The 24,958-nt window shown below is 37.8% G+C and carries 19 protein-coding genes; 8 read left to right on the top strand and 11 right to left on the bottom strand.

Translation table 11 applies throughout. The annotated features are described in order from the left end of the window. Positions 1-171: 171 nt before the first annotated feature. From SOP96_RS05520 to SOP96_RS05495, 6 genes are all read right to left on the bottom strand, one after another. Positions 172-978 carry a glycoside hydrolase family 16 protein gene (locus tag SOP96_RS05520; protein ID WP_326320047.1) on the bottom strand — a complete coding sequence of 269 codons (807 nt, stop codon included), beginning with the start codon at positions 976-978 and terminating at the stop codon, positions 172-174. Positions 979-1,055: 77 nt separating this feature from the next. Continuing rightward, on the bottom strand, positions 1,056-3,278 hold the full coding sequence (gene bglX, locus SOP96_RS05515; protein ID WP_326320046.1) for a beta-glucosidase BglX: 2,223 nt from the start codon (positions 3,276-3,278) through the stop codon (positions 1,056-1,058). 148 nt (positions 3,279-3,426) lie between these two features. Next, the gene (locus SOP96_RS05510) at positions 3,427-4,896 is read right to left on the bottom strand and encodes a glycoside hydrolase family 30 protein (protein WP_326320045.1); all 1,470 of its coding nucleotides are present in this window, start codon (positions 4,894-4,896) and stop codon (positions 3,427-3,429) included. A gap of 17 nt (positions 4,897-4,913) precedes the next feature. Beyond that, positions 4,914-5,762 carry a hypothetical protein gene (locus SOP96_RS05505; protein ID WP_326320044.1) on the bottom strand — a complete coding sequence of 283 codons (849 nt, stop codon included), beginning with the start codon at positions 5,760-5,762 and terminating at the stop codon, positions 4,914-4,916. A gap of 16 nt (positions 5,763-5,778) precedes the next feature. After that, positions 5,779-7,293 (bottom strand): RagB/SusD family nutrient uptake outer membrane protein, encoded by a 1,515-nt coding sequence (locus tag SOP96_RS05500; protein WP_326320043.1) that lies wholly within the window; start codon positions 7,291-7,293, stop codon positions 5,779-5,781. 10 nt (positions 7,294-7,303) lie between these two features. Next, entirely contained in the window at positions 7,304-10,204 is a 2,901-nt protein-coding gene (locus SOP96_RS05495; protein WP_326320042.1) for a SusC/RagA family TonB-linked outer membrane protein, read from the bottom strand. Positions 10,205-10,380: 176 nt separating this feature from the next. Between SOP96_RS05495 and SOP96_RS05490 the strand changes: the two genes are divergently transcribed. The 3 genes from SOP96_RS05490 to SOP96_RS05480 all read left to right on the top strand — a co-directional run bounded on the left by SOP96_RS05490 (position 10,381) and on the right by SOP96_RS05480 (position 13,681). Further along, positions 10,381-11,568: an MFS transporter gene (locus SOP96_RS05490; protein WP_326320041.1), complete on the top strand. Its 1,188-nt coding sequence runs from the start codon at positions 10,381-10,383 to the stop codon at positions 11,566-11,568. A 23-nt stretch (positions 11,569-11,591) separates the two neighbouring features. Next, the gene (locus SOP96_RS05485; protein ID WP_326320040.1) at positions 11,592-12,383 is read left to right on the top strand and encodes an NUDIX hydrolase; all 792 of its coding nucleotides are present in this window, start codon (positions 11,592-11,594) and stop codon (positions 12,381-12,383) included. 119 nt (positions 12,384-12,502) lie between these two features. After that, positions 12,503-13,681 carry an acyl-CoA dehydrogenase family protein gene (locus SOP96_RS05480; RefSeq protein WP_326320039.1) on the top strand — a complete coding sequence of 393 codons (1,179 nt, stop codon included), beginning with the start codon at positions 12,503-12,505 and terminating at the stop codon, positions 13,679-13,681. Positions 13,682-13,829: 148 nt separating this feature from the next. Here the strand turns inward: SOP96_RS05480 and SOP96_RS05475 are convergent, their stop codons facing one another. From SOP96_RS05475 to rsmG, 4 genes are all read right to left on the bottom strand, one after another. Further along, positions 13,830-16,523 (bottom strand): PD-(D/E)XK nuclease family protein, encoded by a 2,694-nt coding sequence (locus SOP96_RS05475; RefSeq protein WP_326320038.1) that lies wholly within the window; start codon positions 16,521-16,523, stop codon positions 13,830-13,832. Beyond that, positions 16,520-17,056 carry a DUF922 domain-containing protein gene (locus SOP96_RS05470; protein ID WP_326320037.1) on the bottom strand — a complete coding sequence of 179 codons (537 nt, stop codon included), beginning with the start codon at positions 17,054-17,056 and terminating at the stop codon, positions 16,520-16,522. The genes SOP96_RS05475 and SOP96_RS05470 overlap by 4 nt, the downstream gene beginning before the upstream one ends. 4 nt (positions 17,057-17,060) lie before the next feature. Then, positions 17,061-17,459: a hypothetical protein gene (locus SOP96_RS05465; RefSeq protein WP_326320036.1), complete on the bottom strand. Its 399-nt coding sequence runs from the start codon at positions 17,457-17,459 to the stop codon at positions 17,061-17,063. A 65-nt stretch (positions 17,460-17,524) separates the two neighbouring features. Then, a complete protein-coding gene (gene rsmG / locus SOP96_RS05460) occupies positions 17,525-18,160 on the bottom strand; it encodes a 16S rRNA (guanine(527)-N(7))-methyltransferase RsmG (protein WP_326320035.1) in 636 nt (211 codons plus the stop codon). 315 nt (positions 18,161-18,475) lie between these two features. Here rsmG and SOP96_RS05455 point away from each other — a divergent pair, with 315 nt between their 5' ends. The 5 genes from SOP96_RS05455 (at position 18,476) to SOP96_RS05435 (ending at position 24,106) form a co-directional block, all read left to right on the top strand. Then, positions 18,476-19,669, top strand: a complete 1,194-nt coding sequence (locus SOP96_RS05455; RefSeq protein ID WP_326320034.1) for a pyridoxal phosphate-dependent aminotransferase — start codon at positions 18,476-18,478, stop codon at positions 19,667-19,669. A 26-nt stretch (positions 19,670-19,695) separates the two neighbouring features. Next, entirely contained in the window at positions 19,696-22,635 is a 2,940-nt protein-coding gene (locus SOP96_RS05450) for a M16 family metallopeptidase (protein ID WP_326320033.1), read from the top strand. A gap of 159 nt (positions 22,636-22,794) precedes the next feature. Continuing rightward, positions 22,795-23,427, top strand: coding sequence for a peroxiredoxin (locus tag SOP96_RS05445; protein WP_326320032.1), 633 nt, complete (start codon positions 22,795-22,797; stop codon positions 23,425-23,427). Between the two features lie 125 nt (positions 23,428-23,552). Then, positions 23,553-23,858, top strand: a complete 306-nt coding sequence (locus SOP96_RS05440; protein ID WP_283423461.1) for a thioredoxin family protein — start codon at positions 23,553-23,555, stop codon at positions 23,856-23,858. Next, positions 23,858-24,106 carry a DUF6952 family protein gene (locus SOP96_RS05435; RefSeq protein WP_326320031.1) on the top strand — a complete coding sequence of 83 codons (249 nt, stop codon included), beginning with the start codon at positions 23,858-23,860 and terminating at the stop codon, positions 24,104-24,106. Before SOP96_RS05440 ends, SOP96_RS05435 begins: the two co-directional genes overlap by 1 nt. Before the next feature lie 157 nt (positions 24,107-24,263). Here the strand turns inward: SOP96_RS05435 and SOP96_RS05430 are convergent, their stop codons facing one another. Continuing rightward, positions 24,264-24,950 carry a Bax inhibitor-1/YccA family protein gene (locus SOP96_RS05430; RefSeq protein WP_326320030.1) on the bottom strand — a complete coding sequence of 229 codons (687 nt, stop codon included), beginning with the start codon at positions 24,948-24,950 and terminating at the stop codon, positions 24,264-24,266. Between the last annotated feature and the right edge of the window lie 8 nt (positions 24,951-24,958).

Raw genomic sequence — 24,958 nt, 5'->3', positions numbered from 1 at the left:
GTATTTTTTTTTTTCAAAAAGCTGTTTCGGCGGAGCCAAAGGCTCCGCCGAAACTTTAAAATAATGTTAATATGAAGAGTTTTAAAAAATACCGTCTTTTATTGAATGTGCCGGAGCATTGTGTTTTGCGTCCTTCCTTCGATCCAGAGATGGGAACCTTTCACTTAAAAATTATTTATCCTGATACACTCTTACGTAATCGATTTCAAATTTTTGTGGGAAAACAGTATCATCAATACCTTTTAAACCGCCCCAAAATCCTCCTACCGCAACATTCAGGATCAGGAAATAAGGCTGGTCGAATGGCCATGCGCCGTATGTTTTTTCTTTATTTTCGTAGGTGAAAAACTTTGTATTATCAACAGACACTTCAATCTTTTCAGGAGTCCAGTTGGCTTTATAAACATGAAATTTTTCGCTGGCATCTTTTATAAATATCGTATCTGTTTTCTGAGTATTGATCTTATGATTGTAATTTTTGGTATGTGCCGATGCATGGATAAATCCCTGATTATAGCCAACATGCTCCATGATATCCAGTTCGCCGTCATCCGGCCAGGTTTTCATCTTTTCGCTCATCATCCAGATTGCGGGCCAGGTTCCTCTGCCTTTCGGAAGTTTGGCCCTTACTTCTACAGTTCCGTATTCAAATGAGAATTTACCTTTTGTAAGAAGTCTTGCAGAAGTATATTTGCTTTCTTCCCAGTTTTCTTTTTTAGCTTCGATGATGAGATTTCCTTTTTCCACCCTTGCATTTTCCAGTCGGTTTTTGGTATAAAACTGAGATTCTTCGTTTCCGAAACCATGCCCTCCGACATCATAATTCCACTTGGTGGAATCCGGCAAACCTTTATAATTAAATTCATCCGACCAGACCAGCTTTTTACCGGGATATTTGTTAGCCGTACAATTTACCAGAGAAACAGCAAGCATTCCTCCGATAAGGAAATTAAATATATATTGAAATGATTTTTTCATAGAATGGATTTTCTAAAACGTGTAGTCTTCTACCGCCAAAAGCGGGTTTTATCCCGCTCTTAGTAAGTAAACTATTATTATTTTAACCAATTAATTCTTTTCGTCTGAACATCCCGTGAATTTGTTCCTACCATAATATCAAATTCGCCGCCTTCCCAGTCGAAACTCAATTCATCATCATAAAATTTAAGATCTTCCGGAGTCAGGGTAAAGCTTACTGTTTTGCTTTCCCCTTTTTTAATGAAAACTTTCTGGAACCCTTTCAGTTCTTTTACAGGCCGTACCACTTTTCCAAACAAATCTCTGATATAGAGCTGAACCACTTCTTCTCCATCGTAATTTCCGCTGTTGGTAATGTTTACACTAATTTTTAAAGTCTGATTTCCTTTAAGATTTGTTGAGCTTAAATTCATATCAGCATATTTAAACTGAGTATAGCTCAAACCATATCCGAACGGGAATTTAGGATCATTATCCAAATCAATGTATGCCGAAACATAATTTCTGTCGGTATTGTTTTTAGCCGGTCTTCCGGTATTGTAGTGATTGTAATACACCGGAATCTGCCCTTCTGTTCTTGGGAAAGTCATCGGAAGTTTTCCTCCCGGATTTACCGTTCCGAACAGTACGTCTGCAATTGAATTTCCTGCTTCCGTTCCGAGCCACCAAGTGTATAAGATTGTCGGAATATTGTCTGCAGCCCAATCGAACACCAAAGGCCTTCCTGCATTGATCATTAAAACAATCGGTTTTCCTGTTTTGGCCACCTCCTTTAAAAGCTCTTCCTGAACCCCGGAAAAATGGATATTGCTTCGGCTTTTAGCTTCACCGCTCATCGCATGGCCTTCACCTAAGGTCATAATCACAACATCTGCTTTTTTAGCTGTTTCAACCGCTTCTGCAAACATGGATCTGTCCTGATCATCAACATTCGCGCCTTTTGCATACAGTAAAGTCGAATTTTTATCTAATTGATTTTTAATTCCGTCAAATTGTGTTACAATTCTTTGATTATCATCTTTAAAAGCAACCGACCAGAATCCGTGATTGGCAGAAGTTTCTTTTCCGAAAGGTCCGATTAAAGCAACCGTTTTTGTTGATCTTGAAAGCGGAAGAATATTCTTTTCATTTTTCAGCAAAACAATGCTTTTTGAACCGAATTCTCTTCCGAATTTCCTGTTTTCCTGATTGTTGGTCTGCTCTTTCTGTCTTTTTTCACTGCTGAAACGGTAAGGATCATCAAATAATCCCATCTCGAATTTTTTAACCAAAATTCTTTTTGCCGCATCATCAATCAGCTTCGGATCCACTTTTCCTTCCTGAACCAGTTTTGGAAGTTCCGCCATGTAAGCACGGCTTTCCATATCCATATCGCTTCCTGCAAGAATGGCTTTTTCCGCAGCTTCTTTATTGTCTTTTGCATACCCGTGAGGAACCATTTCGCCAATACTTCCCCAATCTGAAACCACAAAACCTTTAAAATTCCATGTTCCTTTTAATAAATCTCTTAAAATATACTTGTTTGCCGTAGCAGGAATTCCGTTAATGTCATTAAAAGAGTTCATAAATGTGGCAACACCGGCTTCTGCAGCCGCTTTAAACGGAGGCAAATAGTTTTCATTAAGCTGTCTCAGGCTCATATCAACCGAATTATAATCCCTTCCGCCCACTGCTGCTCCGTACGCTGCAAAATGTTTTGCACAGGCCATGATCGCATCCAGATTTCCGAGTCCTTTTCCCTGGAAACCGCGGATTCTTGCCAGTGCGATCTGCGTTCCCAAATACGTATCTTCTCCGGAACCTTCCATTACCCTTCCCCATCTCGGATCTCTAGCAATGTCTACCATCGGTGCAAAAGTCCAGTGGATGCCGTAAGCAGATGCTTCAGTTGCTGCAATTCTTTCCGATTTTTCAATTAATGCTAAATCCCAGCTTGCTGCCTGACCTAAATTCACGGGAAATGTTGTTCGGTATCCGTGGATCACGTCCTGCCCGAACAACAAAGGAATTCTTAATCTTGACTGTAAAGCCAATTCCTGGAATTTCCTGGTTTCTCCGGCTCCGGCTACATTGAGCATGGAACCGACTTTTCCCTGTTTTATTTCGTTTAAGACATTTGCAGAATTGGAATTCTGAGGTCCCGTTGCATATTCAAAACCACTGTACTGAACCAGCTGCCCTACTTTTTCTTCCAACGTCATTTTAGACAACAGTTCAGAAACTTTCTGATCGATTGTCTTTTGTCCGAATGCATTGATTCCAAAGGCTGTCATTGCCAATAGGAAATAAACTCTTTTCATTTATAATTTATTTTTGATTATCTATTGCTTGCTTTTCTTGTTTAAACTAAGAATTTTTTCAATTAATTTTTTAAATTTCGTAAAAGCATTCAACTTAACAAAGAATATTTTTTTTATCCTTCACCAAATTCAGATAATCATATTAAACTTAAAAAATATACGTCGCCGTTGAGCTTCCTGAAATGGTAACAGGAGCCGTCTTTTGATTATATTTAATATTAAATGCTTTATCCGTTGAATTGCCGTTCTGAACAATTAATACCGTTTTTCCTGCGGGAGTTTTGAAAGCTACTGTTGAAAGGTTATCCGCTTGTGTAGATTCAATTCTCTGAGAGTTTGCCGTAACGAATTTTGAAGCATGCGCAATAATATAATAGGCCACATTTTTTTCATATCCTGCAGCTCCGGTAATGGTAACCGCGCCTTTACATTGCGTGCAACCTCCAGGTGTATGAGGCCCGAACGATGCATCATTGGCTACATTCCATTCCAAAGCTGTTCTGCTCCAGTTTCTCATCGATCCAATAATAATGTTTTTTGTGTGCCAATCCAAATCTCCGCCGAAATTTCCCGTAGAACTTGTCCACTGTTCTGTAAAATAGACATTTTTATTAGGGAATAAATTGTGAACAGATCCCAATGCTGAAATATCTCCGGCATATAAATGGAACGCAGATCCGTCAACATACGGATTTGCTGCTGCATCACTTAATATTGCCAGAGGATAGGCAGGATTATCACAATTATGGTCGTAAGCAATGATCTTGGTTGTAATATTTGCAGCCTGGAAAGCCGGGCCCAAATTATTTTTAATAAAAGCTGCCTGATCTCCTGCACTCATATACATACTCGGATTATTTCCGGGATGCAGAGGCTCGTTCTGAGGAGTTATGGCATCAATTCTGATTCCCTGCGCCTGCATGGCCTGAATGTATTTCACGAAATATTGCGCATAAACGCCGTAAAATTCAGGTTTTAAGCTTCCTCCGATGCTGCTTCCGTTGTCTTTCATCCAAACCGGCGGCGACCACGGTGTAGCCAGTATTTTAATATTCGGATTAATAACCAGAATGTCTTTTAACATTTGGATAACTGCCTGATCTTTGGTAAGGCTGAATTGTGACAACGTAGGATCTGTCTGTCCTGCCGGCATATCATCATAGGAAAAAACTTCACTGTTAAGATCGGAAGCACCGATGCTGATTCTTAAATAGCTCACTCCGATTCCGGAGCTGCTGAACAAATCGTTTAAGAGTTCCTGTTTTTTAGCAGCATTCAGCTGATTGATTACCTGTACACTTCCTCCGGTTAAGGTATACCCAAATCCGTCAACCGTCTGGAATAGCTTTGAAGCATCAACTTCAATGGTTGTTCCTGAATTCTGATTCCCAGAAAAATAAGCGGTATTCTGCTGCTGTAATTTTACAGACTGGTCTCCTTTAGTAAGCCAAACCTGTACCGGATCTCCGGACGTGCTTCCGCCTCCGTTGTTACCGGAGTTGTCGTTATTATTCGCAAGATCCGAAGATGTGCTGCTGCAGTTTAAAAAAGAAAGAAGCGCTACACCGCAAAGTGCAGCACTTCTGAATAAGAAACTATATGAATATTGTGAGTTCATATCAAATTATTGAAGGTTTATTGTGTTCTTCGGAATTCTACTTTGTCAATGCTTAAACTATTAACAGTGGTTCCTCCGCATTTAATCACCAGATATACAGTTCCTGTAGTTGTTGCGGTATATATACCTCCATTTTTAGAACTGTTACAGCCTACTGCCGAAACTTTTCCTTTGAACTGGCTTTTTCCGCAACCGTCCCAAGTATTGAGATTTCTGTATACGCTTCCTCCTACATCCTGTCCGGTTGCCGGAATGCTGTTTAAGACATATACTTCAAACCAGGTATCGACAAGGGCTGTATCTGATGATGCTACCATATCAATGGAATATTTTTGTCCTGCAACAACATTTACTGCCTGATAGATTGCCTGCTGATTGCCTCCCGATGCAACAATTGTAGCTTTGCCATTAGCAAAAACCCATTGGGCTCCCGAAGCACTGATTTTATGGATGTTCCATTTTGCAATTTCATCCGGAGTATCAAATCTTCCTCCCTGAATCATATTTCCTGAAATGGGATCTGATGTTGGCACTACAACCGTTTCACTGGCAGTTCCTCCCACTACTCCGCCAATGCCTACAGCCTGATGCTGAATGACATACGTTCCGGCATCCGGCAGAAAAATATTTTCTTCTCCTTTTCCGTTATTGTAGCCGTCGTCATCTATATTCCATCTGGAGTTTAGGTAGTTATTGTAATTTCTTTTTAATAAATAACGATTTTCTGCTGTTTTGGTTACTTTAAAAGATGCATCTAAAGCACCCTGCTCCAGTCCGTTTCCTTCAACATTATCCGGCGTACAGCTTCCAAGCATAAAAATTGCAGCGCTTAATGCAATTCCTTTATTGATATATTTAGTTATCATATTTTAAATTTTAAGTTTAGTATCCTGGGTTTTGCTTAAGAATAGTGCCCGTAAGCTCAGTGTAAGGAATAGGCATGATTTCATTTTTATTGGCAACAAAGCCTTTTGATGCTAATTTGGATGCTGCCTCTCCCCATCTTACCAGGTCGAAAAACCTATGGCCTTCACCGGCAAGTTCTCTTCTTCTTTCATCTTTTACAGCTTGTAAAGTAACAGGAACAGGTGCCAAACCAACTCTTGCTCTCACAGCATTTAATAAAGCCTGAGCTCTGGCTCCGGTACCATTAAGCGCTTCTGCTTCCATAAGGTAAGTATCTGCAAGCCTGATAAGGATATAATTTTGCCTGTAGTTAAGTTCTGAAGCTCCTGGCAAGGTTGTAACTTCATCTCTTGTAGGCATGTATTTGTTAAGGAAATATCCTGTATCCATAAATGCCGGAGAATAATCTGCCTTATTCTGTTGTTTTAGGCTCGCCATATTTAAAATGGTTGCATTTACACGAGGATCATTCTGCATGAAGTTGAAAAGATCCGGAGTGATGGTATTGAATGCCCAGCCTCCTACTACATCAGGTGCGTCGGTAGACTTTCTGTTGTAAGATCTCGGAGCAGTCATAATACATATTGAGTTTCCTTCATCTCTGCCCTGCCCCCAAAAGCTCCAGTCTGAATTTGCTTTATTGGTGTGGGTTACTTCAAATACAGCTTCCGTAGTGAATTTATTGTCTGTAATCCATAAGCTGTTGTAATCTGAAACCAATTGATAACCATATTGGCTTGTTCCTCCCGGAGTTCCGTTTACCTCTGCCAATTGTGCGGCCGCTTCCGGCATTTTATTTTGATAAAGGTAAACTTTCCCCAGCAAAGCTCTTGCAGCTCCTTGTGTAAGCCTTCCTCTCTGATCACCACTTACTGTCATTGGCAAATCGGCAATAGCTTCATTAAGGTCTTTTTCTATCTGTGCATACACTGCTGCCGGCGTAGCCTGAGGAACATTGTAAAAATCATCAGTAACAACAAATGTTTTTAGAATAAGCGGAATGTTTTTAAACATTCTTAGAAGATCAAAATAGTAGATCGCTCTCAAGGTTTTTCCTTCTGCAATAAAACGTTTCTTGATGTTATCGCTCATATCTGCACTCGGAACTCTTGCAATTAATTCATTGGCTCTTGCAACTCCCTGGTAATAATCTCTCCAGTAGCTAACAGGCATTGTTGTCTGGTTGATCTGCCAGTTTGAGACTCCCTGGATTCCGGCTCCGTCGGTTGCACTTCCTCCTCCTGCATAAAAATCATCAGATGCGGCATTAAAAAATGTTACCATATTTTCGAAACCTCCAGCATATTTCCTTAGCGGATCATATGTTCCTACCAGAGCAAAAAAACATTCCTGCTCGTTTCTGAAGAAATTTTCAAATGCTCCTTTATTTTCTTTTTCTTCTAATGTATCATCATTACAAGATGTTGTAATTGCAGGCATACTTAATAGGAAAATTGCTGCAAAACTTATTTTTAGAAATCTATTTTTCATTATATTTTTTTTAGAAAGTTATGTTAGCACCAAACATGAATGTTCTTGCCTGTGGATAAAATGCCCTGTCTATACCAAATGCGTCTCCGGCTGCAATTTCAGGATCATATCCTGTATATTTTGTAAATGTGAAAATGTTTTCACCCGTAATGAAGAAACGCAATTTGCTGGCTCCGATATTTTCGGCGATATTCTGTGGTAATGTATATCCTAATGTCACTAATTTAATTCTGAAATAATCACCTTTTTGTAAATACCAGTCTGAAAGTCTTGAATAGTTTTTATTTGGGTCATTTCTTGTAAGTCTAGGGTTTTCGTTTGTAGAACCTTCTCCTGTCCATCGGTCTAGAATTCTGGTTTGGTAGTTGGCATCCAGAATATCCAGCCTTCTTAAGCCCTGAAATACTTTGTGTCCGGCAGCTCCTTGTCCGAACACCATCAAATCCCAGTTTTTATAGCTAAGATTAAGGGTAGCACCGAAATTAAATTTAGGAATAGAATTTCCCAGATTTACTTTATCAAGATCTGAAATTACACCATCGCCGTTAGCATCTGCCCAAATGAAATCTCCCGGCTTTGCATTAGACTGGTACATTTGCCCATTAGCGTTTACATAAGAATTGATTTGTGCCTGATTCTGGAAAACGCCCAATGTCTGGAATCCATAGAAACTGTTATATGACTCTCCCGGAACAATTCTCTGGATAGGCCCCATCGACTGGAAACTTGCTCTGTCCTCATATTCCTGTCCTCTGATAAGTGAAAGGACTTTATTTTGGTTATAAGCTACATTACCATTAAATGATAATGTGAAATCATTCCAGCTTTTCTTATACCCTAATTCTACTTCAATCCCTTTATTTTCCATATCACCTGCATTGGCAATGGCATTACCAGTTACACCCACATATCCAGGAATCTGAACATTACGAAGGATGTCTTTCGTTTTTTTATTGTACAAATCCACAGTCAGCGTAAAATCTCTTAAGAGTTTCATGTCTACCGCAATATTGGTCTGTGTAGTAGTTTCCCACTTAAGATCAGGGTTAGCAAGACCGTTTGGCAAATAACCAGGCATTACGGTTCCGTTACCATTGGTATAATTGGCTCCTGCAACGTAAAAGCTTGCAAAATTAAAGGTTCCGATACCGTCATTTCCTAGTGTTCCATACCCTCCTCTTAATTTCACTGTATTTACGATATCGTTTTTCGGCCAGAAATTTTCTTTATCCAAATTCCAACCTAAAGAGAATGAAGGAAATAATCCCCAATGCTTATTAGCACCGAAAACAGATGAACCGTCATATCTTAATGTTCCTGTAAACAAATACTTGTTTTTATAATCATAGATAGCACGTCCGAAATAAGATGCTTTATTCCACTCAACATTATCCCAGGCATCTACAGTTCGGTTTTCTGTAGGCGCATAAAAGTTGAAAGAAGCGTCGTAATAATTATTTACAGGTAAATTTGTATAGGTTACAGACTGTCCGTACCCTATGTTATAATCATAATACCCAGTTCCTGCCATTACATTAACATTATGATCGCCAAACTTTTTCTGAAAGGTTAATGTATTTTCCATGCTCCACTCAAATTTGGTCTGTGTAGTTCTGTTCAAGCTATTGTTAGCCAAATTGCTGTAGTTTGGATTTAGATAGAATAATGGCGTAAAATTCTGGCTTCCCCAGTATGCCTTTTTGCCGTTTAATGAAGATTTAAAAGTGAAATTATCTAAGAATTTAATATCTGCATATACGTTTCCGATAAAATCATCAGACCAGTTACGATTTCCAAGCTGAGTATATTTAAATGCAAGCGGATTCGACATTTCCTGATTGACATATGGAGAAATACCATAAGGATTTCCATTCGGATCTCTTACGATATTTGGGTTTGAATACAATGCAGAATTTACGGTTGACATATCTGTAACAACAGCCTGTGTAATAGGATCTAAATTTACAGCCGAACTTAAAGGTCCTCCAAATTCACCATTAGCATTGATTCCCTGATTTTTTTGATTGGTATAAGCAAAAGTTTGTCCTAGTGTCAACCAGTCAGTAACCTTGTGTGTAGAATTTATCCTCGCGGTAAGCCTTTTATAGTAAGAAATGTCTCTCATGACAATACCTGACTGGTCATAGTAACCGAAAGATCCGTAAAATGTTGATTTTTCATTTCCTCCCTGTACACTTACTTCATGATTCTGTCTTTCTGCCGAACTGAATATAATATCCTGCCAATCTGTACCAGCTCCGAAAGAAGCAGGGTTTTGAAATCTTACAGGACTGCCGTCATTCGCAAAACCTTCGTTAATAACAGTCGCATATTGAGTAGCATTTAAAAGGTCTAATTTCCTTGAAGCATTACTAACCCCAAAAAAACCGTTGTATGATAAGTTAAGCCTGCCTTTCTTACCTTTTTTGGTTGTTACTAAAATTACTCCTCTTGCTGCGGATACACCATAAATTGCAGAAGAAGCACCGTCTTTTAGCACTTCAATACTTTCAATATCACTTTGGTTAAGCCATCCGATTCCATCTACAACAATACCATCCACCACCCATAAAGGATCGTTATTAGAGTTATAGCTGGTAATTCCTCTCACCCGAACTGTTGCAGAAGCACCAGGCTGGCCGGAGTTGGAGATTACATTAACCCCAGCAGCTCTGCCCTGAAGCACCTGCTCAGGTTTTCCGGCCGGGATAGCTTCAATATCACTTGCCTTGATACTTGAGATTGCACCGGTAACGTTGCTCTTTTTCTGAGTACCGTAACCGATCATTACTACCTCCTCAATTTTTTGCTCTTTCTGGAGGGTGTCATTCTGTGTGTTCTGGGCATTGAAATTGGCAGTAAAATAAAGCACTGCAACCATTCCCAAACTTCTAGATATTCTTACATTCATATACAGTTAGTTTTTAATTCTCAAATTGAGACAATAAAAATATATTTTTTTTCTTTTATTTAACATTTTATTAATAATTATTTTAATTTTTCGTTTATTTTTGGGGGTTTAAAGGCATAAATTCTTTCCTTAAAAAGCTGAATTTTGATAAAATTTTAATGATAACCGCACCCAAAATGACAAGCCAACTTTCAAAAATTTCACTTCCGCTGCGACTTACTTTTCTCATTTTTTCGATGGTGCTGAATTGTATGGGCATCGTTATCCTTCAGCTTTCAGAGGCAAAAGTCACTTATGAGAAACTTGGTTTTCTGGAATCTTTCAAAGATCTTCCGATTGCATTTATTTCACTTTTTGCAGTGAATTTTATAAGCCGGTTCGGGACAAAAAAATCACTTATTATTGCGTTAACAATTGTTGGGATTTGTTCACTTATTTTGCCATTTGTAGAAGTATTCTGGTTTTACAGATTATGGTTTGCAATCATTGGCGCTTGTTTTGCGATCGGTAAAATATGTGTTTTCGGGATTATCAGGAACAATATTTCTGAAGAAAAGGCGCTCGCTAAAACCATGAACAGCGTGGAAGCTTCTTTTATGATAGGGATTTTTGTGGTGAATACAGGTTTTGGGTGGCTTATTTCAAGCCAATATTCAGAATTCTGGAAATTCGGGTTTTTGTCGGTTTCCCTGCTTTGTGCCATTACTATCTTTTTATTTTTAAAGCTTCCTGTCGCAGAGCCGGAAAGAATAAGGAAAGATGATATCATAAAAGATCTTTCGGAAATATTTAATCCATTGCTAATCATATTTTTAGCGGTTATTTTTTCTATCGTGTTCCTTGAACAGAGCTTTAATTCCTGGCTGCCTTCTTTTTATAAGAAACATTTGAAAGTGAACTCTTTTTTTGCGCTGCAGGCTTCCTCGTTTTTAGCATTATTTTCTTATTTAGGAAGAACGATTACCGCAAACATCATTCACCGGTTTTCACTTTCAAAATATTATATTTTCTGTATATCGCTTATTATAGCTGTACTGATGGCCATCATCGGAATACAGTTTTTTGACTCTGAAGATTCGGGGGCTCTTTTATATTTATTCCCGGTAATAGGATTATTTCTCTCGCCGCTATACCCTGTCGTTAATTCGAAAATGATAGCCCGGATAGATAAATCCAAAGCAAATCTTTTCACCTCACTTATTGTTATTTTTTCGTCATTGGGAAGTTCTGTAAGCTCTATCATCATGGCCGTTTTATTCGGAAATGAGCTGTTGTCTTTCTATCCGGTGTATATCTTATTTGCTGTTATTGTGATACTTACATTTAGTTTGATTTATTTTAGATTTGCAGATAAAAAAATTTAGAAAAAAATTTTATTTTTACTACCATGAAAATTAATACCGAAAAAAATAAGGAGACGCTCCAGGAACTCATTGATACAAAAGATTTTGTAGCACACGTATCTGTTGACTGCACCATATTCGGTTTTCATAACAACATTCTGAAAGTGCTGCTTTTAAAGTATCACGATCTGGATCTGTGGTCTCTGCCCGGAGGATTTGTATTTAATGATGAAGATCTGCGTGAAGCTGCGGAACGTGTTTTATACGAAAGGACGCATCTCAAGGATATTTTCCTGAAACAATTTCATACCTTCGGAAGAATCGACAGGACAGAGAATAATGTACACCAGATTCTTTTGAGGAATAAAGGTATTGAAGTCCCGAAAGACCACTGGATTTTCCAGAGATTTATTACGGTTGGCTATTGCAGCCTTATTGATTTTTCCATTGCCAATACATTTCCCGATGCTTTTAATGAAACCTGCGAATGGTTTGAAGTCAGCAAATTACCCAAAATGGCTTTTGACCATGACCGGATTATTGAAACCGGACTGGAATATTTAAGGATGAATATCAATACCGAGGTGGCGGCAAGTAATCTTCTCCCTGAAAAATTTACGATGAAAGATCTTCAGTGTCTTTATGAGACAATTTTAGGACAGAAATTCAGAAGGAACAATTTTCAGCGTAAAATTTTAAGCTTAAATATTCTTGACAGGCTTGAAAAACTGTATGACGGCTCTGCCAATAAAGCGCCGTATCTGTACAAGTTTAAAAAAAGAATCTACAATCCGACCAACCAGTACCCTATTTCGAACGAAGAGGAGGAAAACTGATTTGTTGCCATGTCATGAAAATTTACTTATAACTTGTTATAAATCAAACAATAAAAAGACATTCAAAAAAATTTCTCTGAAATAGTTAAAAGTCTTATTTTTAGGAAAATTAAAATATAATGTCATATTATTCCCTTACAAGCATTCCCGATTATTACGGGATAGATTCCTTGCTTACCGAAGAACACAAACTTATCCGGCAGTCCGTAAGAGATTGGGTAGAAAGTTTTGTCATGCCACAGATTGATCATGCCGCACAAAATCACACCGACATTCCGAATTTGATGAAAGAATTGGGACAGATCGGAGCTTTAGGGCCTTATATTCCTGTTGAATATGGCGGTTCCGGGCTGGATCAGATTTCCTACGGCCTGATTATGCAGGAGCTTGAAAGAGGTGATTCTGCCGTGCGTTCTGCTGCTTCCGTACAAAGTTCCCTTGTAATGTTCCCTATCAATGAATTCGGTTCTGAGGAACAGAAAAGAAAATATTTGCCTAAACTGGCAGCCGGAGAAATGATCGGTTCCTTCGGTCTTACCGAACCTAATCACGGCTCTGATCCAAGTTCTATGGAAACCAACTTCAAAGACATGGGAGACCACTATCTTTTGAACGGTGCCAAAATGTGGATCACCAATTCGCCGCTTTGCGATATTGCGGTAGTTTGGGCTAAAAATGAAGAAGGTAAAGTGCAGGGGCTGATTGTTGAAAGAGGAATGGAAGGTTTTACCACTCCGGAAACCCACAACAAATGGAGCTTAAGAGCTTCAAAAACAGGAGAGCTGGTTTTCAATAATGTAAAAGTTTCTAAAGAAAATTTACTTCCGGGTGTTACCGGATTAAAAGGGCCTTTATCTTGTTTAAATTCAGCGAGATATGGTATTTCCTGGGGAGTTATCGGAGCTGCGATTGATTGCTACTGCACGGCTGTTCAGTATTCCAAAGAAAGAAAACAGTTTGGAAAACCAATTGGTTCATATCAGTTACAGCAAAAAAAATTAGCTGAATTTTTAACAGAAATTACTAAAGCTCAGCTGCTTTGTTTACAGTTGGGTAACCTTAAAAATGAACATAAAGCTACTCCTGCACAAATTTCAATGGCGAAAAGAAACAATGTGAAAATGGCGATTGATATTGCCAGAGAGTCGCGCCAGATCTTAGGCGGAATGGGAATTATGGGAGAATTTCCAATGATGAGACACGCTGCCAACCTGGAATCAGTCATTACTTACGAAGGAACGCATGACGTTCACCTTCTCATTACAGGCCTTGATATAACAGGGATCAACGCATTTTAAATATAATGGTGGCTTCGAGTCCCTCAGCCACCAATCATAATACATTGTAAACAAGAAAAGGTGGCTAAGTAGTATTTCTTAAACCACCTTTATATTTAATTAAATGATAAATCTGCGTAATCTGCAAGATCTGCGGGATATAAAAAATTTAGTTTGAGTACGTCTTAATTTCTTCCACAAAATTAATATCCGGATTCAGGATCTCTTCAATCAGGCTTTTGACGGATTTCATTGCGTCATCAATAGTTCCTCTCTCAAACTGAAGGGATACAACGCCTTTTTTAGCTTCGGCAAAGCTCCAGATTCCCGTTTCTACGGGCATGCCCCAGAATTCCGGGAGATTTTCCACCACATACTGGTAAATGCAAAGCTGCAGGGCCTGTTTTCGGTCGCTGTTATGAAAATACTCATCAATTTTATCTTCATCAATTTTTACGACAAGATTTTTGATTTTTGCCGTTTTGTAATCTATAATTCTCAGCGTTCCGTTGAGCCTGTCGATTCTGTCAATAAACCCGAAGAATGAAATTTTGTCGGTTTCATTTAAATAAAAATCTACGCCTTCAAAACGCTTTTCGATATCAATAATTTCTAATGCATTTCCACTTTTCACCAATTCAAGATCATGGGTAAGAATTGTTTCAATTACTTTTTTAGCAATCGCCCGGTGGATAAAATTCATTCCTTTTTCATAAAATTCCGGCTGGTGTTTCAGCTTGTCAATAGCTACTTCTATATAATTATCTATTGCTTTAATTGAATTCTTTAAATCATTTTCTTTTAATACCTTACCTTTTAAGGCTTCATAAACTTCTTGAAGTGAATAATGAACAAGATTTCCATAATTTTTTACGGAAAGCTCCTCTTCAATTTCATCGGTTTCTGAAGTGTTCAGAATTTTCGAAAGATAAAAATCAATAGGATTATAAAGATAGCTGGTAAGATGCGATGCAGAAACTTTAGACTTCCATTTTTCCAGTCTTTCCAGAACGATATCCGTTTTCTTAATTTCGATGGGTTGGGTAATAATTGGTTCCGACGAGTTCTCAATGATCAGATGTTCAATATCATGATCACTTTCCATTTCAATCTGCGTAATAAACCTGCTTTTTTCTCCGGTATTGACTCCCGAACTTAATGCATTAAACAGCAGGTGAACATTCTTTGAATCCTGAATAAGGCGGTAAAAATGATAGGCATAAATGCTGTCGTTTTCCAGGAAAGTATGAAGATCGAAAAACTTCCTTACATCAAAAGGAATATAGGTATTCTGTGAATTTCCCAACGGGAGCTTTCCTTCATTCACGGAAAGCAGGATTACATTTTCAAAGTTAAGGAGACGGGTTTCCAAAAGTCCCATGATCTGAAGTCCGCGTAAAGGTTCTCCCTGAAAGTCAATGCTTTCAGAATTAATATGCTGATTAATAAGAATTTCCAGCGTTTCCATTTTTATCTCAAACTGATAGGGAGAAAGCTGGTTTTTAATAATCCGGAATGCATTTTCAAAATGGGAAACATTTTCATACTGAATGTCATCAATATCGAGCCACTTTATTTCTTGGCAGAATGCGATGAGCGCATCAAGGTAATCGTTGGTTGAACTCGCTTTTTGAAGCAGGTTAAAATAAGAAAGACCGTTCAACAGCTCGTTCATTAACTTTTTTGAAATATAGACGATATTTCTTTCCTCGATTTTAGCTTTAAAGTTATCGATAACCGCTTCATCTTCAACAGATTTCGGAAGCTCTTCAAGAATAGGGAAAATATCCCGGTAATAATAGGAAGATTTATTTTTTTCCAATTGTTTTTGAAGATAAAAAAGCTGCTTTACCGCATTGGAAAAAGAAAGGTTCTTCAACGGAAAACCCATTGTAATATTCAGGTTCTGAATTCCGTACATTACATCAAGGCTTGCAGGCAAAAGGTTTTCGTCCAGCAAAACTACAGCTGTATTCGAGTAGGTTTTATCTTCGATTTCATTAAAAATTTCCGGTAAAATTTTGGTTTGGGTAATATTTCCGGAAACCTCGTAGACTTTTATATTTTTTGGCTGGTTAAAATCATCCTCAATCCATTTGAAAATCCGGCTGTCATTGAATTCTTTCCATGTTTTATGATCCCTGAGGAATTTTCCGGCTTCCTGCCTTTCATCATCGAAATAATACCGGTCTGCCTGAAAGAAACACTGTCCCTTATTCCACTGCAAAAGGCTTCTTACGAGTTTTTCTTCTACTGGTGTAAACGCATTGAAGCCACAAAAGACAAATTCTTCTTTTGTATTTTTAGAAAACTCCTCAATGTGTTTTTTTGCCGTCTCATGAATCATTCCTGAAGTTGCCCAGTTTTTTTCCTGTAATCTTTTCTTTAGCACCGGAAGAAAAACATTCATATTTTTCCAGAAATTGAGGAATTTCTTTCTCGGAACATCCTCTTCATCACCGAGATTCTGTGCCCAGTCTTTAATTCTTTCTTCATCAAACATATAATGCAGCACTGCCTGGTCGTTTTCAGAAAATTTCATCATATCGTCCCAGTCTTTCTGCAAAGTAGGAAACCATTTCAAAAATTCTGAAAATTCGTCATTCGGGATAAGATTAAGACTTTTATAGACGTCAAAAGCAAAGAGCCAGAGTGAAATTCCCTGGATTTCCTGCGTATCAGCAATGCGGTGAATGAGTTCTTCAACGGTAAAAAAATTGGGAAGAAACCCTGAGTAATTTCTTTCTTTTAAAATTTGACGGATAAAAACAATAGGCCGTTTCCCGGGCAGAATGACATTGAAGCCGGAGAGATCACTGTTTTGACCAAGAAGTTCATCAATGATTTTATTCAGGAATTTCAAGACGATTTATAGCTTTTGTAATTTTCTAATCCTTCAGCAATAATACGATTATATTCCGATTGTTTGTCTTCCAGAATTCCGTTTTTTGTTTCGCTGTCGTATTTTCTCTGGAAATCTTGATATTCTTTAAGAATTCTATTATAAATAGATTTAAACTTCCTATGGAAATCTGAAGAAGTCTTTATATTTTCCGCTATTTCTTTACGCAGTTTTCTGGAAAATAATTCAGCAACATCAAAGTGCTTTTGCTCGTGAAGAAGAATATAATCGTTGATTCTTTTTACGTCTTTCCAGGATTTGTCTTCATTAAAAACCGTGCTGACCTCTATTTTTACAGGAGCTTTCGGGTTGGAAGATTTTACGTACGAGTAAATCCAGCCGCAGTTGGTATACGCCACAACATTGGTTCCGCTCTGGTTGTTTACTTTGCTCTTAAAGTTGCTCCAGTTTAATTTCACATTTTCGCTCCAATAGATTTTCTGACTGAACAACATATTGGAAATCAGAAAACACGCTAAAAAAATCCATTTCATTTATTTACTCAACTACTATTGTTTTGGTGATCCAGGTATTGCCTCCGTTCCAGAATTTGAAAGTGTATGTGCCTGTTCTGCGCGGACTGAAATTGATCTGATTGGCAGCAGTGTACGTAGCCTGTGTGCAGGGCCCATTGGTGATATATTTATAAGCGGTAACTGTTCTGGTCAAGTTGTCGTTATGAACATAATCGTATCCATAAAATCCTTCGCAGTGAGACGGATAGGTTGAATACGTTTTGATGCTCTGAATGCTGAAAACATCCATCGTGTCGTTCACTATTTTTACGCTGTCTATTTTGATTTTATCGATGGATTCGATGGTCTGATAATCGTCATCATCATCACAGGAAGTAATGGACAATCCTAAAATCAGCACAGAAAATACAAGCTTTTTCATAACAACAAAATTTTGATTATCAGTAATTTTTTACAGCAAATAGTATTCCTAAAATATGTTAAAATTTAAGAATTAAAATTGCCTTTTGACACGTAAACCACTTTTTTCGTATCAAAAAATTCTTCATCAAAATAGTTTTTAAGATTGAAAATTTCACATTTAATTCCGGCAAGCTCTTCAGCGAGTTCCCCGCCTTTTAAATATAAAATTCCGTTATGTTTAGGGTTAAACTGTTCCTTTTCAAACTTGCCTTTCAGCCATCTCAAAAATTCCGGCATTTGCGTTACGGCACGGCTTACCACAAAGTGGAACTTCTCCTTCAGCTTTTCGGCCCTTCCGTGGATGGCATTTACATTCTGCAATCCTACTCCTTCTGCAACTGCTTTTACAACCGTTATTTTTTTCCCAATAGAATCAATTAACGTAAATTCTGTTTCCGGAAATAAAATCGCTAATGGAATTCCAGGGAAACCGCCGCCGGTTCCGATATCTAAAACCCTGGTTCCGGGAGCGAACTCCATTACTTTCGCAATCCCCAAAGAATGCAGGATGTGCTTCTCATAAAGGGATTCCATATCTTTCCTGGAAATTACATTAATTTTTTCATTCCATTCGTGATAAAGATCTTCAAGTTTGCTAAACTGTTCAACCTGTTTTTCTGTAAGATCCGGAAAGTATTTTAGTAGTAACGTTGTAGACATGTGAAATATTATAAAAAAGCAAAAATAAGTTTTTTATACCCTTTATTCAAATATCATCACCTAAAGATTCTCAGATCTTTAGTTTGGACTATTTTTTCAGTCAATTTATACTTTTTGGGACTATAGGACTGAAAAAAATTCATTTACTTTTATATCTGAATTAAATTAAAGGGCGGTTATTTTGAGAACTTCTGTTTTAAAATACTTTGAGAAAGCTACAAAATATAAGTTTTAGGCCGCACAAAAAGTTTACTTCTATTTTAATTTTCCATAAAATACTTTTTATTATATATTTGTTAAAATAGAAATTATTAAATGGAGAAACTTTCAGACAGAGTACAACGACTTGGTTACTCACAGACTTTTGTTATGTCCAATAAGGCACGTGAAATGAAAGCCAATGGAATAGACGTTATCAGCCTTACTTTAGGCGAACCGGATTTTGATGTTCCGGATAATATCAAACAGGCAGCTTTCGATGCCATTAACGAGAACTACAGCCACTACTCTCCTGTTCCCGGATTTTTAGAACTTCGGGAAGCAATTGCTCACAAACTGAAAAGAGACAATGAATTAGAATATAAACCTACACAGATCTGCGTATCAAATGGTGCGAAACAGGCTATTTTAAATGTTTTGGCTGCTTTGCTCAATGATGGCGACGAAGTGATTCTTCCAAACCCTTACTGGGTAAGCTACGACGAAATGGTAAAAATGATGGGCGGAGTTTCCGTAATGCTTCCTACTTCTTATGTAACAGATTTTAAGATTACAGCAGAGCAGCTGGAAGAAGCCATTACAGAGAAAACCAAAGCCGTGCTTTTCAGCTCACCATGTAACCCGTCTGGTGGATATTACACCTATGATGAATTAAAATCAATTGCTAAGGTTATCTCAAAATATCCTCATGTGACCGTAATATCAGATGAGATCTACGAATATATCAACTATGAAACAAAAACCACTTCCATTGCTCAGTTTCCGGAAGTGTATGAGCAGACAGCCGTTATCAACGGGATGTCGAAAGCTTTCGCCATGACAGGATGGCGGATCGGGTATTCCGCATGCCCGGAATGGCTGGCCAAAGCCTGCGAAAAAATCCAGGGACAGATGACGAGCGGAGCCAATACGGTTGCGCAAAGAGCTTCCATCACCGCACTGAAAACAGATCCTTCGAAATATCAATACATGATTGATGCTTTCAGAAAAAGAAGAGATCTGGTGTACGATTTAATTAAAGAAATTCCGGGATTCAAAGTGGTGCTTCCAAAAGCTGCTTTTTATTTCTTTCCTGATGTATCATTTTATATAGGAAAAACGTTAAATGGAACAGAAATCAAAAATTCTGATGATTTTGCCATGTTCCTTCTTGAAAATGCCCATGTCGGTTGTGTAGGCGGAGTTTCTTTCGGAAGCCCGGAATGCATCAGGTTTTCCTATGCCGCTTCGGAAGAAGATCTTATGGAAGCCATGAAGAGAATTAAAAATATATTAGAACAATTCAATTAACATAAAAACTAAAAACTATTCTTACAATGAATTTTTTAAAGAAAATTACCATCGTTACAAGCATTGCAGCGGCAAGCTACTGCGGATATGCTTACGGACAGGATTTCCAGTGGAAAGAAGCCAAATCAAACGGCTACACGTATAAATATGTAACCAATGATCCTACTGCTGCAAGATATTATACGCTGAAAAACGGTCTTACTGTTATTTTAAGTCCTACAAAAAAAGATCCCAGAATACAGACTTATATTGCTACGAAGGCAGGAAGTAAAACAGACCCGGCAGATCACACTGGTTTAGCACACTACCTTGAACATATGCTTTTTAAAGGTACCGATCAGTTCGGTTCCAAAGACTGGGCAAAGGAAAAACCGTTGCTGGATCAGATCGATGCGCTTTATGAAAAGTATAACTCTACCAAAGACGAAGCAAAAAGAAAGGAAATCTATAAAGAGATTGATAAAGTTTCCGGGGAAGCTGCAAAATATGCTATCGCCAACGAGTACGACAAAATGATGTCGGGAATGGGTGCAGACGGAACCAATGCTTTCACATCTTATGAACAGACGGTGTATACAGAAGATATTCCTGCAAACGTAACGGATAAATTCCTTGCTGTTCAGGCAGAAAGATTCAGACAACCGATTCTGAGACTTTTCCATACCGAGCTGGAAGCAGTGTATGAAGAAAAAAACCGCGGTCTTGATAACGACGGAAGAAAAGTTCTGGAAGCGATGTTTGCAGCCATGTTCCCCAACAACAATTATGGAAAACAGACAACCATCGGAACGATTGAGCATTTGAAAAACCCTTCATTAAAAGCGATCAGAGAATACTACAATAATTATTACGTTCCTAATAACATGGGAATTATCATGTCGGGAGATTTTAATCCTGATGAAATGATTGCCAAAATTGATAAGGCATTTTCTTACATGAAAAACAAACCTGTTCCTGTATATAATCCGGGGCAGGAAAGTCCGATCACCGCACCGATCACCAGAGAAGTTTACGGTCCGAATCCTGAAAACATCATGATCGGATTCCGTTTTCCGGGAGCAACTACAAAGGATGCAAGAATGCTGAATTTTATCGGAAGCATGCTGACCAACGGACAGGCAGGATTAATTGACCTTGACCTTGTTAAAAAACAGAAACTTTTGAGTGCATACGCTTTCCCATACGTTCTGAAAGATTATTCGGCATTATTGTTACAGGGAAATCCAACGGAAGGACAATCTTTGGATGATGTTAAAAGTTTATTGCTTCAGGAAATTGACAAATTGAGAAAAGGAGAGTTTTCGGATGATCTGATGCAGTCCATTGTTAATAATGAAAAGAAAAATGTAATTCAGAAATATGAAAAATATACATCCAGAGCAGAGTCCCTGATGGATGAATTCACTTCCGAGGTAGATCATAAAACACAGCTGGAATACGTTGAGGAAATCTCTAAGATTACGAAAAAAGATATTATGGATTTTGCATCAAAATATCTTAAAGACAACAATTACGTAGCGGTTTATAAAAGAAAAGGGGAAGACAAAAACATTCTGAAAGTAGACAAACCGACCATTACCGCCGTTTCCGTAAACAGAGAAGACCAATCGCCGTTCCTGAAAAAAATTGACGAGATGCCGGAATCGCCGATTGCTCCGATGTGGCTGGATTTCAATAAAGATATTGATAAAGGCAAGCTGAAATCAGTGGATATCCTTTCTGTAAAAAATACGGATAACCAGCTTTTCAGATTGTATTATCATTTTGATTCCGGAAGATGGAACAATAAAATGCTTCCTTTGGCAGCAGAATACCTGCAATATTTAGGAACGAAAAATAAATCCTCAGAGCAAATCAGTAAAGAGTTTTACAAACTGGCATCAAGCTTTAACGTAAGTGCAGGAAATGAAGAAACATACGTTTCTTTGGAAGGTTTAAATGAAAACTTTGAAAAAACGGCCGCATTGTTTGAAGATTTGATTAAAAATTGCCAGCCGGATCAAAAAGCACTGGACTCTTATAAAGCAAGACTTAAAAAATCAAGAGCAAACGCTAAACAAAACAAAGGTGCCATTATGAGCGGGCTTAGAAGCTATGCGCAGTATGGCCCTCAGAATCCATTTAATAACGTTTTAACGGATGCTGAACTTGATGCATTAAAAGCAGAAGATCTCGTGAACATGCTTCATGATTTATTTAACTATAAACATAAAATTCTTCACTACGGACCGAAATCTGCAAACGAAGTATCATCTTCTTTAGCATCAGTCCATAACGTTCCGGCTTCGCTTAAAGACATGCCGAAATCTAAAACGTTCACACAGGTTTCGACGGATAAAAACCAGGTTTTATTTGCCCACTACGATATGGTTCAGGCAGAAATTTTCTGGGTGCGAAACAGTGATCCTTACAATGTAAGCATTACGCCAACGGTAAGTTTATTCAACAATTATTTCGGTGGCGGAATGGGTTCCGTAGTATTCCAGACAATCAGAGAATCAAAAGCGTTAGCATATTCTACCTATTCTTATTTTTCTCTTCCCGGAAAAAAGGAGGATAAAGATATGATTATGGCGTACGTAGGAACTCAGGCTGATAAATTCAACGAATCTACCACAGCGATGAATGAGTTGCTTACTACCCTTCCGAAATCTGATCAGCTTTTCGAAACGGCAAAAAGCGGACTTAAAAAATCTATTGCTGCAGAAAGGATAACTCAGGATGGAATCATTTTCACCTATTTGAGAGCACAGAAGCTTGGAAATAATTCAGACATCAGAAAGAACGTTTACGAACAGGCTCCTAAACTTACTTTTGCAGACATCAACAGCTTCCACAACAAAGAAATGAAAGGCAAAAACTACACCTATTGTGTAGTAGCTTCTCAGGACAAAGTGAACGAAGCAGATATGCAGAAACTGGGAGAAGTAAAAAAACTGAATCTTACTGAGATATTTGGTTATTAATTTTTTCCATCTTAAATAATTGTAAGCCCTGAATTCAGGGCTTTTTTTATTGCATTAAAGCTAATATCCTGATAGATTTTATTTATCAAAAACTATTTGTTCGATAGACGAAATGTTTCTATATTTGCACCAGAAAAATTTAAATAAAAACAAGAAATTATGTCTTTAGTAGGAAAAAAATTCCCGAATGTAACCATCGACGCAATGTCTGAAATGGGTGACGATTTAAGAATCAATATCTTTGAAGAAGCAACAAACAATCAGCAAAAAGTCCTTTTATTCTGGTATCCGAAAGATTTTACTTTTGTGTGCCCAACTGAACTCCACGCTTTCCAGGAAGCTTTAGGAGAATTTGAAAAAAGAAACACTAAAGTAATCGGTGCTTCTTGCGATACCAACGAAGTGCATTTTGCATGGTTAAATGTATCAAAAGATAACGGAGGTATCGAAGGTGTTACGTACCCGATTCTTGCTGACACACACAGACAGCTGGCGAACCTTTTAGGAATTGTTGATCAGGATTTTGAATACAATGATGAAGGTGAAGAAGTTTTCACAGGTTCAAACGTTACATACAGAGCAACATATCTTATCGACGAAACAGGAAAAATCTTCCATGAGTCTGTAAACGATATGCCTTTGGGAAGAAATGTAAAAGAATATTTAAGATTAATTGATGCTTATACACACGTTCAGAAGCATGGTGAAGTTTGCCCAGCCAACTGGGAGGAAGGAAAAGATGCCATGAGAGCAGACAGAACTTCTACTGCTGAGTATTTAGCTAAAAACTAATACAATGTGTTAATTTGAAAATGAGATAATTTGAAAATTAATCATATTGATTGTCTAAAATTATCTCATTTTCTGTTTATCATCATTTTCAAATTATTAAATTACCAAATTTTCAAATTAATAAAATGTATACAGAATTAACAGAAGATACGCTTCAGAATATTGTAAGCGAAAATGAAAAAGTAGTCGTACAGTACGGCGCAACATGGTGCGGAAACTGCAGAATTATGAAGCCGAAATTCAAAAAATTAGCTTCTGACAATGACAGTATTCCTTTCTTATATGTAGATGCCGAAAAATTGCCGGAAAGCCGAAAATTGGCTAAAGTAGACAATTTACCAACGTTTGCCATCTTCAGAAACGGTGAGCTGGTAAATCAGGTTCAGACCAATAAAGCAGAGAGTTTAACCGAATTATTTAACGAATTATAATGAAGTTACCTATCATAAGACAGTTCTATCAGAATCAGACGCCTGAAAACCTTGAAAAAACACTGGAAGTGCTGGAAAGTTTCTGTGAATTCAGAGGAACAAGCGAGGAAGACCTTAATGTTGCCGGAGAATTGATTACCAACATTTGCGGAGCATTGGAAGTTCACGCTGCCGTACAATCCGGAATGAGTGAAAAAGATGCTCTAAATTCTTTTGCTCAGAAGGTTTTAGGATCTATTGACAAATAAAAATCTGATTTAAAGTTGAAAGATTTTAAACTTAAATCTTATGAAGTTTATGCCTAAACTTCCAAACAAAAATCCCGATGAAAAAACATCAGGATTTTTTGGATTATAGAATATGTGTCTATTACATCTCACTTTTTACCTTTCACTTCTCACAACCTTAACTTCTTCTGCTCATCAGAATACTCAAGATATACCAGAATAAAAGCATGATCGAAGCAAAAAGCTGTAAAGAAGCTCCTACATATTGGTTAGTGCTGTAAGAATCTTTAAGCTTACTTGTCTGATACAGAATAGTTGCAGAAGCAAGGATCACCATTCCTACCGAGAACCAAAGTCCAAGATTAAATCCGAAAAGCATTCCGCCAACAATAAGTCCTAAAGAAATAAATCCTCCGATCACAATAATGTTTCTAAGGAAAGAAAAATCTCTTTTTGAAGTAAAGGCAACGAATGAAATCCCTGAAAACATCGCAATGGTAAGCATTGCTGCCTGGAAAATCACCTGTGGCCCCGTATAAAGAGTGGCGATTTTAATTAACGGAAGGAAGATAACGGCTTCCAGCAAAATATAAAATCCCAAACCGAAATATTGCGTCGATTTGCTTAGTGAAAGAGACCATTTCGTAGCAAGAACAGAAGCCAGCCAGAACACTCCGATCACTAAAAGCCAGATGTAGCGCTGGGCAAACATGGCAAAGATTACCTGATCCGGAACCATCTGCAATAAAACAGTTTCCACACCAATAAACGCAAGAATTGCCAATGCAACGTGAAGATAAGTTTTTTTGTAAAAGTCGGCTTTCTCAACATCTGAAGAATGCGCAACCAAAACGTCTGTCATCATAGTTTTTT

Origin of the sequence: Chryseobacterium salviniae (genome assembly GCF_035819015.1) — a bacterium.
GTDB lineage: Bacteria > Bacteroidota > Bacteroidia > Flavobacteriales > Weeksellaceae > Chryseobacterium > Chryseobacterium salviniae.
This window is presented reverse-complemented; position numbering and strand designations above follow the sequence as displayed.

What these genes read in the sequence shown, in the direction of transcription:
- SOP96_RS05520 (WP_326320047.1), bottom strand. Translation starts at nt 978, where the DNA reads ATGAAAAAATCATTTCAATATATATTTAATTTCCTTATCGGAGGAATG.
- bglX (WP_326320046.1), bottom strand. Translation starts at nt 3,278, where the DNA reads ATGAAAAGAGTTTATTTCCTATTGGCAATGACAGCCTTTGGAATCAAT.
- SOP96_RS05510 (WP_326320045.1), bottom strand. Translation starts at nt 4,896, where the DNA reads ATGAACTCACAATATTCATATAGTTTCTTATTCAGAAGTGCTGCACTT.
- SOP96_RS05505 (WP_326320044.1), bottom strand. Translation starts at nt 5,762, where the DNA reads ATGATAACTAAATATATCAATAAAGGAATTGCATTAAGCGCTGCAATT.
- SOP96_RS05500 (WP_326320043.1), bottom strand. Translation starts at nt 7,293, where the DNA reads ATGAAAAATAGATTTCTAAAAATAAGTTTTGCAGCAATTTTCCTATTA.
- SOP96_RS05495 (WP_326320042.1), bottom strand. Translation starts at nt 10,204, where the DNA reads ATGAATGTAAGAATATCTAGAAGTTTGGGAATGGTTGCAGTGCTTTAT.
- SOP96_RS05490 (WP_326320041.1), top strand. Translation starts at nt 10,381, where the DNA reads ATGACAAGCCAACTTTCAAAAATTTCACTTCCGCTGCGACTTACTTTT.
- SOP96_RS05485 (WP_326320040.1), top strand. Translation starts at nt 11,592, where the DNA reads ATGAAAATTAATACCGAAAAAAATAAGGAGACGCTCCAGGAACTCATT.
- SOP96_RS05480 (WP_326320039.1), top strand. Translation starts at nt 12,503, where the DNA reads ATGTCATATTATTCCCTTACAAGCATTCCCGATTATTACGGGATAGAT.
- SOP96_RS05470 (WP_326320037.1), bottom strand. Translation starts at nt 17,056, where the DNA reads ATGAAATGGATTTTTTTAGCGTGTTTTCTGATTTCCAATATGTTGTTC.
- SOP96_RS05465 (WP_326320036.1), bottom strand. Translation starts at nt 17,459, where the DNA reads ATGAAAAAGCTTGTATTTTCTGTGCTGATTTTAGGATTGTCCATTACT.
- rsmG (WP_326320035.1), bottom strand. Translation starts at nt 18,160, where the DNA reads ATGTCTACAACGTTACTACTAAAATACTTTCCGGATCTTACAGAAAAA.
- SOP96_RS05455 (WP_326320034.1), top strand. Translation starts at nt 18,476, where the DNA reads ATGGAGAAACTTTCAGACAGAGTACAACGACTTGGTTACTCACAGACT.
- SOP96_RS05450 (WP_326320033.1), top strand. Translation starts at nt 19,696, where the DNA reads ATGAATTTTTTAAAGAAAATTACCATCGTTACAAGCATTGCAGCGGCA.
- SOP96_RS05445 (WP_326320032.1), top strand. Translation starts at nt 22,795, where the DNA reads ATGTCTTTAGTAGGAAAAAAATTCCCGAATGTAACCATCGACGCAATG.
- SOP96_RS05440 (WP_283423461.1), top strand. Translation starts at nt 23,553, where the DNA reads ATGTATACAGAATTAACAGAAGATACGCTTCAGAATATTGTAAGCGAA.
- SOP96_RS05435 (WP_326320031.1), top strand. Translation starts at nt 23,858, where the DNA reads ATGAAGTTACCTATCATAAGACAGTTCTATCAGAATCAGACGCCTGAA.
- SOP96_RS05430 (WP_326320030.1), bottom strand. Translation starts at nt 24,950, where the DNA reads ATGATGACAGACGTTTTGGTTGCGCATTCTTCAGATGTTGAGAAAGCC.